This is a genomic window from Brotaphodocola sp. (assembly GCF_050873065.1).
In the GTDB taxonomy this organism is placed as follows: Bacteria; Bacillota; Clostridia; order Lachnospirales; family Lachnospiraceae; genus Brotaphodocola.
In genome coordinates this window covers 1-7005 of sequence record NZ_JBNMIC010000085.1, presented here as the reverse complement: position 1 = coordinate 7005, position 7005 = coordinate 1, and the positions used below count along the sequence as shown (strand labels likewise).

General features: G+C 48.2%; 5 protein-coding genes. All 5 read left to right on the top strand.

The window, feature by feature from the left end; all coding sequences use genetic code 11:
* The first annotated feature begins 497 nt into the window (after positions 1–497).
* On the top strand, positions 498–1646 hold the full coding sequence (locus ACR0QE_RS12720) for a serine/threonine protein kinase (protein ID WP_432628709.1): 1149 nt from the start codon (positions 498–500) through the stop codon (positions 1644–1646).
* A gap of 109 nt (positions 1647–1755) precedes the next feature.
* The gene (locus ACR0QE_RS12715; protein ID WP_432628708.1) at positions 1756–2334 is read left to right on the top strand and encodes an OB-fold protein; all 579 of its coding nucleotides are present in this window, start codon (positions 1756–1758) and stop codon (positions 2332–2334) included.
* 383 nt (positions 2335–2717) lie between these two features.
* Positions 2718–3980 (top strand): histidine--tRNA ligase, encoded by a 1263-nt coding sequence (gene hisS / locus ACR0QE_RS12710; protein WP_432628707.1) that lies wholly within the window; start codon positions 2718–2720, stop codon positions 3978–3980.
* A gap of 119 nt (positions 3981–4099) precedes the next feature.
* Positions 4100–5899: an aspartate--tRNA ligase gene (aspS, locus tag ACR0QE_RS12705; RefSeq protein ID WP_432628706.1), complete on the top strand. Its 1800-nt coding sequence runs from the start codon at positions 4100–4102 to the stop codon at positions 5897–5899.
* A 184-nt stretch (positions 5900–6083) separates the two neighbouring features.
* A partial coding sequence (locus ACR0QE_RS12700; RefSeq protein ID WP_432628705.1) for a bifunctional metallophosphatase/5'-nucleotidase occupies positions 6084–7005 on the top strand: 922 nt, incomplete at its 3' end.

Sequence of the window (7005 nt, the reverse complement as noted above, 5' to 3'; positions counted from 1 at the left end):
ATCAGAATAACTCCTTTCTTGGATGTAGGTTTATAGTTTTTAGTCAACTCTATTATACCATATCCGGTGAGGAGTTATTTGTTTATAGGTAACAAAAAATGCCGTATTTATGCGGCTTGTGGCGTTTCGCAAACGCCTAATTATTTCTTCAAACAGAGAGGAGAAGGAGCGTTTTGAGTCGGAGACCGTATGTTTCTGGATACAGTCGGAAAGCTCAGATTCTGAGTGGGTAGAGAGAAGACGATTTAGAAGATTTCCAGTGGAAATTTCATCTTTTGGAGTCCTTGGGTTCATCTGCGGTCTGGGTCCTTTCGTTTTCATTTTCATTTCTCTGAAAAAATTTTTGCAAATGGTTCTGAAAGTATGATAACGTATATGATAGCGTAAATCCGGACTGACTGCAAGCGCACAAAAACGTGTGAGATAAGAGAAAGTGTGAAGAAAAAGAGAATTCTTGTGGTGGAATGCGGGGATCAAAGATAGGATGAGGAAAGAACATGACGTTTGAAGAAGTATTTGCGGATAAATATGAGACGATTTCGCCACTGCGTGAGGATTGCGGGATCTGGCTTTTGATGGAGCGAGAGACAAAGAAAATCTTGGTTGGAAAGATTCTTACGGTTTATGACCGGGACGTGTATCAACAGCTTTTGCAACTTGAAGATCCTCATATCATTTCCGTGAAAGAGATCTCAGAACAGAAAGAAGAGGGAATTCTGTATGAGGTCGAGGCATATATCAGCGGAGAAACGTTGGAAGACAGGATTCGCAGGGATGGTCCGATGCGGGAATCGGAAGCCGGAAAGTGGATGATTTCGCTCTGCGAGGCCTTAGAAGTCTTACATTCGCAGAACAGGCCGATTATTCACAGGGATTTAAAACTCTCAAATGTGATGATTACGGATGATGGGGTCTTAAAACTGATTGACTTCAATGCATCTCGAAATTATGAGGAGGGCTTGCAGAAGGATACAAGGTTGATCGGAACAAATGGATATGCGGCGCCGGAGCAGTATGGATTTGCACAGTCGGATGCGAGAACGGATCTGTATGCAGCAGGAGTGATTTTCAATTATCTCCTGACCGGAAAAGCGCCGGGGGAGGAACTGTGGAATGGGAGAATGGGGCGTGTGATTGAGCAATGTACCCAGATAGACCCGAAAAAACGCTGCCAGAGTGCGGGAGAACTTCGGACAAAGATTCAGAAATGCCTGAAAAAATTGCAGGAGGATTCGCAGGGAAAAGAAGAAAAGACGAAGCGGAAGAAAAGGACAGGGACAGAGGATAACGGTTCTGTTCCAGATGATAGAAATAAAAGTGCTTTCTGGCCACTTCCGGGTTTTCGCGGAAGAAATCCATTTGTAAAAGTGATGGCGGTATTTGGGTATTTCATGGTATTTTTGCTGGCGGGCAGTATAACAACCGAGGGCGGATATGGGAGAAATCTCGTCAACAAGATTGGATTTGGAATTATGTGGCTGATGGAGATTGCAATGTTCAGTGACTATGGAAAAATTTCCGATTATCTGCCGTTTTTCCACTCGAATTCGCGTTTCGTCCGGTGGTCTGTCAAGCTGATCGCCGCTGTTTTGATTGTATTTTTGACGGGAGGTCTGACGGGAATGGTGGAAAATTTCTTTCCGTAAATTTGTGAATGTGTGCTGTCAGCATACCAAAATTTCTTCTGAACCGGATATAATACGAAAAAACAATACAGATAGATAAAGAAAACTGGGGAGGAAGACGGATCACATTATGAAGACAAATGAAAAGCCGGAGACAAAGGTGTGCAAGTATTGTAAGACAGAAATTCCATACGGTGCGAAGATTTGCCCGAACTGCCGAAAAAAACAGGGCGGAGGAATCGGAAAGTGGATTCTTGTGGCTGTGGTCGCAGTGGGAATTATCGGAGCGATGAGTGGAGGAAAGAAAGAGGAGACGAAAGGCTCTTTGACCGTGGCGCAGAGTGCGGAGAAAACAGGAGAAGCAGGAAATGCGGAGACAGAAGCTCCGATCGAGTATACGGAATGTTCTGTGGATACGATGGTGGAGGAACTGAAGGCAAATGCGATGAGTGCATCTGACAAGTACAAAGGACAGCATCTTCGGATCACGGGCAAATTGAGTACGATTGACAGTGATGGAAAATACATCAGTCTCAGACCTGAACATGATGAGTTCGCGATTATGGGAGTGCAGTGCTACTTTACCTCACAGGAGCAGAAAGACCGGGTTAAGGAGATGAAGAGCGGAGATACCGTTACGCTGAGCGGAACCTGTAAGAAAGTTGGAGAAATTCTCGGATACACGCTTGATATCGAGGAAATTCAGTAACATATAAAACGGGTAATAAAATTTCAAAAAAATAAAGTGAAATAAAGAAAGGTCACAGGATCATTTGGAATTTGGTGAAATGATTTTTGACCTTTCTTTTTTTCTTAAGGGGGAAAGAATGGATCTCAGCGGAGGCTTTTTTTGAAAAAATGGAGAGGAAAAGCAAGGTCAGGATTGCATTTTGTGGGAGGGAATAGTATAATCGTAAAGCGAATGTGTAATTGACAACCGTTGAAATATGGAATGGAAATGCCGGCATTCACGAACAGGTTGGATGACAGGAACGGTAAGGGTTCTGAAGATTTTGTGAGTGAGGGAAGCCTGAAATGGCTTGAGAGATGGCACAAAAACATATTTCGGCGATAAGAAGATGGAGAAGAAGCATGGCACTGAAAAAGAAGCCGGTTACCGGCATGAGAGATATTCTGCCTGCGGAGATGCAGGTCAGAAATTTTGTGATGGAGCAGATCCGTCAGACCTATCAGGGATTTGGATTTACGCAGATTGAGACTCCGTGCGTGGAGCACATCGAGAACCTGACGAGCAAGCAGGGCGGAGACAATGAGAAGCTGATCTTCAAGATTTTAAAGCGCGGTGAGAAGCTGAATCTTGAGACCGCAGAGACGGAGAATGATCTGGCCGACAGCGGTCTGCGCTACGATCTGACACTTCCTCTTTCCCGCTACTATTCCAACAATGCAGCCCAGCTCCCGGCACCGTTCAAGGCGCTCCAGATGGGAAGCGTGTGGAGAGCTGACCGCCCGCAGAAGGGACGTTTCCGTCAGTTTACCCAGTGTGATATCGACATTCTGGGTGATCCGTCGAGCATGGCAGAGATCGAGCTGATTCTGGCTACGACGACAGCTCTCGGAAGAATCTGCCCGGACAACGCATTTACGGTTCGTATCAACGACCGCGGAATTCTGAAGGGAATGGCACTCCACTGCGGATTTGCAGAGGACAGCCTCGATCAGGTCTTTATCACTCTGGACAAGATGGATAAGATCGGCATGGACGGCGTAAAGGCAGAGCTGCTTGAGAACGGTTACGCACAGGATGCTGTTGAGAAGTACGCAGAGCTGCTTGGTCAGGTGACCGACAATGCAGAGGGTGTGCGCGCACTTGGAAAGATCCTTGCAGATGTGATGCCGGAGAGCGTTTCTGAGAATCTTGCAAACATCATGGATACGGTTACCGACGTCGCAGAGACCGAGTTCAAGCTTGCATTTGACCCGACTCTGGTGCGCGGAATGTCCTACTACACCGGAACGATCTTTGAAGTTTCGATGGAAGGATTTGGCGGTTCCGTTGCAGGCGGCGGCCGTTACGACAAGATGATCGGCAAGTTCACCGGCCAGGACACACCGGCATGTGGATTCTCCATCGGATTTGAGAGAATCGTCACGATCCTGATGGATCAGGGCGGTAAGGTAGAAAACCAGGCAGAGCGCAAGGCTTATCTGATTGAGAAGGGAATGGATGCAAAGCGTCTTTCCGAGATCATGAAGCAGGCGATGCAGGAGCGCCGTGCAGGTGTTCAGGTTCTCGTTTCCCAGATGAACAAGAACAAGAAGTTCCAGAAGGAGCAGCTGAACAAGGAAGGCTACACCGAGTTTGTTGAGTTTTACCGCGAGGCACTCAAATAAGATTTTATTTGTCAGTGTCAATAGACTGTATAAATTCATAGTAGGGCTAAGATGTAGTCTGAAGAAAAAGTGATTAACAGGCGGGAGCAATTCCGCCTGAAGATAAAAGGAGATTTGAAATGGCAGAGTCAATGCAGGGACTGAAAAGATCCCATCGATGCGGAGAGCTTAGCCTTGCCAATGTCGGCCAGAATGTGACCGTTATGGGCTGGGTACAGAAGAGCAGAAATAAGGGCGGTATTATTTTCGTAGATTTACGTGACCGTTCCGGTATTCTGCAGATTATTTTTGAGGAGAGCGACTGCGGAGCAGAGAGCTTTGCAAAGGCAGAGAAACTCAGAAGTGAGTTCGTAATCGCTGTAACCGGACGTGTTGAGGCTCGTTCCGGCGGTGTAAATGAGAATCTGGCAACCGGTGCAATCGAGGTTCGCGCAGAGAGCTTGAGAATTCTCTCTGAGTCTGAGACCCCGCCTTTCCCGATTGAGGAGAATTCCAAGACGAAGGAAGAGCTTCGTCTGAAATATCGTTATCTGGATCTGCGCCGCCCGGATATCCAGAGAAATCTGATCCTGCGCAGCAAGATCGCAATCCTGACGAGACAGTTCCTCGCAGAAGAGGGATTCCTTGAGATTGAGACCCCGACCCTGATCAAGAGCACCCCGGAGGGCGCAAGAGATTACCTCGTACCGAGCCGTGTACATCCGGGTTCCTTCTACGCACTTCCGCAGTCCCCACAGCTGTTCAAGCAGCTGCTGATGTGCTCCGGATATGACCGTTACTTCCAGCTGGCACGCTGCTACCGCGATGAGGATCTGCGTGCAGACCGTCAGCCGGAGTTCACCCAGATCGATATGGAGCTTTCCTTCGTCGATGTTGAGGATGTTCTCGATGTCAACGAGCGTCTGCTTCACAAGCTGTTCAAGGAGCTTCTGAATGTGGAGATTCCGCTTCCGATCCAGCGCATGACCTGGCAGGAGGCAATGGACCGCTTTGGTTCCGATAAGCCGGATCTGCGTTTCGGCATGGAGTTAAAGAACGTATCTGAGGTTGTGAAGGACTGCGATTTCGTTGTATTTAAGAGCGCTCTTGAGAACGGTGGTTCTGTCCGCGGTATCAACGCCGAGGGCGAGGGCGGAATGCCGAGAAAGAAGATCGATGCACTCGTAGAGTTCGCAAAGGGCTACGGCGCAAAGGGTCTGGCATACATCGCAATCCACGAGGATGGCTCCCTGAAGTCTTCCTTCTCCAAGTTCATGACCGAGGAGCAGATGGATGCTCTTGTAAAGGCAATGGACGGAAAGCCGGGTGACCTGCTTCTGTTCGCAGCAGACAAGAACAAGGTTGTATGGGATGTTCTGGGTGCTCTGCGTCTGGAGATCGCAAGACAGAAAGATCTGTTAAAGAAAGACGACTTCAAGTTCCTGTGGGTAACCGAGTTCCCGCTGCTTGAGTACTCCGAGGAGGAGAACCGTTACGTGGCTATGCACCATCCATTCACAATGCCGATGGAGGAAGACTGGCCGATGATCGACACGAACCCGGGCGCAGTTCGCGCAAAGGCTTACGATATCGTTCTGAACGGTACCGAGCTTGGCGGTGGTTCTGTCAGAATCCATCAGAGCGACATCCAGTCCAAGATGTTCGAGGTTCTGGGCTTCACTCCGGAGCGTGCACAGGATCAGTTCGGATTCCTGCTTGAAGCATTCAAGTACGGAGTTCCGCCGCACGCTGGTCTGGCATACGGTCTTGACCGTGTGGCTATGCTGATGGGCGGCTGCGACAGCATCCGTGAAGTGATTGCATTCCCGAAGGTAAAGGATGCATCCTGCATGATGACCGAGGCTCCGACCCCGGTAGATCCGAAGCAGCTTAAAGAGCTTGGCATTGAGATCGAGAAGCCGGAAGAGACTGAGGAGTAGGAAGTCATAACCGGAAAACCGGTTTTGGAAACGCAAAAAGAATGTGGAAGAAAAAGATTGTTTTTTCTTTCACATTCTTTTTTGCGTTTCAGGGAATTGCTTCCAATATTCAGAAAAATTTGTTATAATCGAGTCAGTATCATAACAATTTATGAATCATATTTCAAGTAAAGGAGGATGAGGTATGGAAAAGAAACGATTCCGAAAACTGCTCAGCTGGATTTTGAGTCTGGCGATGGTGCTGAGTCTGACGACCGGCATGACGTTTTCTGCATTTGCAGGAGACAAGGACATCATTGTTCTGTACACAAACGATGTCCATTGTGGTGTGGATGACAACATCGGATATGCGGGACTTGCACTCTACAAGAAACAGATGCAGGCGCAGACCCCGTATGTGATTCTGGCGGATGCCGGAGATGCGATTCAGGGGGCACCGATCGGCACGCTGTCAGAGGGAAGCTATCTGATTGACATCATGAATCAGGTCGGATATGATTTCGCAATTCCGGGAAACCATGAGTTTGATTACGGAATGAACCGTTTTCTTGAACTTGCGGGGAAACTGAATTGTGGATATTATTCGAGCAATTTTACGGATTTGAGAACGGGAAAACCGGTATTTGCTCCGTATAAGATGTTTACGTTCGGAGCTGTGAAGGTGGCACTTGTGGGGGCAAGTACACCGGAGAGCTTTACAAAGTCCACACCGTCTTATTTCCAGAATGAGAGTGGAACATACATCTACGGATTCTGTGAGGATGAGAGCGGAGAGAGCCTGTATGCAAAGATCCAGTCTTCCGTGGACGAGGCGAGAAAGGCCGGCGCGACCTACGTCATTCTCGTCGGTCACCTTGGAGAAGAGGGAACGACGGAGCGCTGGACTTCCGATCAGGTGATTGCACACACAAACGGAATTGATGCGGTGATTGATGGTCATTCCCACGAGACGATTCCGAACAAGACTGTTGCAAATAAGGATGGCAAGCAGATTCCTCTGACCCAGACGGGAACGAAGCTCAAAGATATCGGAAAGCTGACGATCAAGGCAGATGGAACGATCACGACAGAGCTTATCGATAAGGTTCCGGTACAGGATACCGCTT

Excerpts from the sequence above, each read along its gene's own strand:
- ACR0QE_RS12720 (WP_432628709.1), top strand. The coding sequence starts at position 498 with ATGACGTTTGAAGAAGTATTTGCGGATAAATATGAGACGATTTCGCCA.
- ACR0QE_RS12715 (WP_432628708.1), top strand. The coding sequence starts at position 1,756 with ATGAAGACAAATGAAAAGCCGGAGACAAAGGTGTGCAAGTATTGTAAG.
- hisS (WP_432628707.1), top strand. The coding sequence starts at position 2,718 with ATGGCACTGAAAAAGAAGCCGGTTACCGGCATGAGAGATATTCTGCCT.
- aspS (WP_432628706.1), top strand. The coding sequence starts at position 4,100 with ATGGCAGAGTCAATGCAGGGACTGAAAAGATCCCATCGATGCGGAGAG.